The 4087-nt window shown below is 34.8% G+C and carries 3 protein-coding genes; 2 read left to right on the forward strand and 1 reads right to left on the reverse strand.

The window, feature by feature from the left end; all coding sequences use genetic code 11:
- On the forward strand, positions 1-899 hold an 899-nt coding region (locus V7014_RS23270), incomplete at its 5' end, for an ABC transporter permease subunit (protein ID WP_335510815.1).
- Positions 900-1142: 243 nt separating this feature from the next.
- Here the strand turns inward: V7014_RS23270 and speB are convergent.
- Positions 1143-2096, reverse strand: a complete 954-nt coding sequence (speB, locus tag V7014_RS23275) for an agmatinase (RefSeq protein ID WP_335510817.1) — start codon at positions 2094-2096, stop codon at positions 1143-1145.
- Positions 2097-2490: 394 nt separating this feature from the next.
- Between speB and V7014_RS23280 the strand changes: the two genes are divergently transcribed.
- Positions 2491-3837 carry an APC family permease gene (locus V7014_RS23280; RefSeq protein WP_335510819.1) on the forward strand — a complete coding sequence of 449 codons (1347 nt, stop codon included), beginning with the start codon at positions 2491-2493 and terminating at the stop codon, positions 3835-3837.
- Positions 3838-4087 lie beyond the last annotated feature (250 nt).

The following is a 4087-nucleotide window of genomic DNA, read 5'->3' on the forward strand; positions in this document are numbered from 1 at the left end:
GAGAGTGGTTACTAATGAAGAATAAAACGGTGTTGTTTTTCATATCACTACTTCTATTACTCTTTATTAGTAGTGTTATATATAATGTATTCTTTATTGATTCGGCAGAAAAAACGACTATACTGTATGATGATAACGGTGAAGTAATAAAAGGTCCTCCATATCCTCCTACTGTAATCCCTCCATTTGGCACTGATCGAGGTGGAGATAATATTGCTCTACGATTACTAGGAGGATTTCAATATACATTTTTATTTGTTATTGTGACCACCCTTATTCGAATTTTGTTTGGTGGTTTATTGTCGTATTTGCTTGTTTTCCCGTTGAATAAAACAAGCAAGTGGATACAACTAACGTTTGTACCTTTTACATACTTTCCAGCTTTTATTTTGGTTCTTTATTTCACAGGTCCTCTCAATTTTATCAGTGATATTTTTACGTTTTGGGAATTAATTTTGCTTCAGGCTGTCATCGTTATTCTTGTAGGAATACCCGTTATAACGAATACTATAACGAATGAGATGAGACTAATACTTAAGAATGATTTTATAAAATCGGCTTCTACACTTGGCGCTTCTAACGGGCATATTTTTTTCAAACACATTATACCTGTTCTAAAATCTAGATTCCTATTAATCACCTTACAGCAGACCACGATTAGTTTCATATTGTTATTGCACTTAGGTGCATTTGGATACTATATAGGTGGTGGCCAAAAGTCGGCTGTAAATGAAGAAGGAAGAATACTTTCGATGTCTGGAGAATGGGGAGGTATGATTGGTGAAGCAAAAGTAGAGTTAACATCAGGTGCTCCTTGGATCTTCTTTATTCCATTGGCCGTAGCTACTCTCCTTTTAATTTGTATCAACATATCTATAAAAAAATTACAAAATAAGTAATGATTTTTGTTCTTTCTGAACTGCTCCTTTTAAAAAAAATAATCGCTAGTTTTGCTACAATTTTTTTCAAAAAGACACAGGGATAAGTAAAAAAAATCCAATTAAGAGTATGGTTAAACTAAAAAGGTTTGTTCCGATGATATGTATATCAATGAACAAACCTTTTTTCGTACATCACAGAATGATGTACACTTACAATATTCCTTCCAACTTCTAGTGATTCTTTGGAACTGGTAATGTCAATTATGAATTAGTTTCTTGCTCCTCTTCTTTTATCTTTAAGGCAACTAAACTAGCAAAGTCATGAATGATAGTAGCTGCCAATAGTGATGTGATTTGTGTTGGATCATATGGTGGAAGTACTTCTACCAAGTCGAATCCAATAAAGTTAAATCCTTTTAAGGAACGAATCATCTCCAAAGTTTCGAGGCTGTTTAGACCACCTACTTCTAGTGTACCTGTACCTGGTGCACATGATGGATCAACAAAATCAATATCAAAGCTCAAGAAGCACGGCGTATCTCCGATAGTCTTTTTAACCTCAATTAAGACATCCTCAATTCCTCTCTTTTTAAGTTCAGAAGTGGTTATCACGTTATAACCTAGATCTGTACTGGCATCTATATCTCCTGGATGATTTAGTGTCCCCCTAATTCCGATTTGAAAAACTTTATCAGCTTGTAGCAGCCCCTCTTCATAAGCACGGATGAAAGGTGAGCCATGCCAATACTTTTCATCATAATATGTATCCCATGTATCAGTATGTGAATCAAAGTGGAGTAGTGCAACAGGTCCGTTAACTTTTGCAGCAGCACGCAAATTTGCTAGTGTTACTGAATGGTCACCACCAATGCCTATTGGGATAATTCCTTTTTCCATCAAATCAGTCATTGAATTTTCAATCAACTCATAGCTTCGGTGTATGTTATGAGGGATTACTGAAACATCCCCTAAATCAATCGCATTACAATCATCAAAAGGATAAACCTTGTGAATTGGATGATAAGGAAAAAGTGTCATGGATGCCTGGCGAATCGCCTGTGGAGCAAACCTTGCCCCTACCCTAAATGATGCAGCTGTATCAAACGGAATACCTATGATAGCCAATTTAGCATTCTCTCTTGAAGCAGGTAAGCGCATAAATGTCCCAGTCGTACAAAACTCGGGTTTTACTTCTGGGGATAACGGATATTTCATTTCCAAATTCCTCCATTTTCTTTTTGCTTAATAGTTTATTTATTTCATTTTATGCAAAAAACATGCCAAATCTCAGTATGGAGCCCTATCAAAGAGGTTCATATTTTTAATCACAATATTTGTTCGGAAAATTATGAAAAAACGAATAATCTATGCAAAAATGAATGGTAATTCAAAACTAAACGGGTCAAAATATCTATTTTTCTATAAAAATTTGTTTGATTTATAAGATTTTCTTGTATTTCACATTAAATGTCAAATTGTGGCACAAGATATGCACTTGAATAAATGGATTCATTTCAATTCAAAAAAGAAGGAGGGTCTCTTCATTTAAATTGGTTTAAGATGTATGAATCGAAAGCGCTTAATTGATACGAAAAAGGAGGAATGATAGATGGAAAATAACGCTAAACTAAAACGATCGTTAAAACTATGGCAAATCGTAATGATGGGGTTAGCTTATATGACTCCCATGGTTGTGTTTGATACATTTGGTATTGTATCTGGAATTACGGATGGACATGTGCCGACTGCATATATCATTGCACTAGTGGGTATGCTTTTTACAGCTGCCAGCTATGGAAAACTTGTAAAGGTCTTCCCTACTGCGGGCTCTGCCTATACCTATACTCAAAAGTCGATGAATGGACATCTTGGCTTCCTAGTTGGTTGGTCTTCATTACTAGATTATCTATTTTTACCTATGGTAAATGCATTGTTGACAAAGATCTATCTTACAGCATTATTTCCGGAGGTACCAACATGGATCTGGGTAGTGTTATTTGTAGGAATTGTCACTTTTCTCAATCTCCGCAGTGTTAATGTACTAGCTAATTTTAATACCCTGTTTGTTTTAATTCAGATTGCAATCATGGTAGTCTTCATCATCCTCGTAATTAAAGGGTTGCATAATGGAGAAGGAACAGGTGAAGTATTTACAATTCAGCCTTTTATGAATGAAGGAATGGACTATTCGACCATAATAGCTGGTGCTACTATTCTTTGTTTTTCCTTTTTAGGGTTTGATGCAGTAACAACACTTGCAGAAGAAACACCAAATCCTCAAAAAACGATTCCGAGAGCAATCTTATTAACTGCCCTATGGGGAGGAATAATATTTATAACTACATCATTTTTTATTCAGCTCTTTTTCCCAGACATATCACGATTTAAGGAGCCGGATGCAGCGTTACCTGAAATTGCTCTTTATGTTGGCGGGAAGCTATTTCAATCTATTTTTCTTTGTACAACTTTCGTCAATACGTTAGCATCAGGACTAGCATCACATGCCAGTGTATCACGTCTTTTATATGTTATGGGCCGTGATAGAGTATTCCCAGAAAAATGGTTTGGATATATTCATCCTAAGTGGAAAACACCAGCTATAAACGTACTCATAGTTGGAGTTATTTCACTATCAGCTTGGTTCTTTGATCTAGTTACTGCCGCTTCATTGATTAACTTTGGTGCATTAATGGCATTTACCTTTGTAAATCTTTCAGTAATTAGTCATTTTGTGATACGAGAAAAGAAACATCGAACTGTAAAGGGATTTTTCAATTACTTAGTCATGCCTGCAATCGGAGCATTATTAATTGCTGTTCTTTGGATTAATCTTGAGACTAACTCACTAATAATGGGATCAGTTTGGTTTATCATTGGTTTTTGTTATCTCTTATTTATTACAAAGGCATTCCGAAAAGCTCCACCACAATATGAAGTTGAAGAAATTCAAATGTAAAGCGAAAATAATGCATTTTTTTATTATGCTAAACAACACTGAAGCTAGTAGAACAGACAAAACTATGATCTGTGCTACTAGCTTTTCTCTTTTTTTTACCTCTCGTATCTAATAATGCATAGCCGATTTTCAATTTATCGACTGTTTGAAATCCATAGCTTTAATTTTCATTTACTAATTAGCATAGCGTTTTTATAAAAGTTTGATTAATTTAATAGATTTTATTGAACAGTATGCGTTAGCTCTGATA

The organism is Bacillus sp. JJ722 (assembly GCF_036963345.1).
Taxonomy (GTDB): domain Bacteria; phylum Bacillota; class Bacilli; order Bacillales; family DSM-1321; genus Bacillus_AD.

Bases quoted from the DNA above. Each gene is read 5' to 3' on its own strand.
- speB (WP_335510817.1), bottom strand. From the start codon at position 2,096: ATGAAATATCCGTTATCCCCAGAAGTAAAACCCGAGTTTTGTACGACT.
- V7014_RS23280 (WP_335510819.1), top strand. From the start codon at position 2,491: ATGGAAAATAACGCTAAACTAAAACGATCGTTAAAACTATGGCAAATC.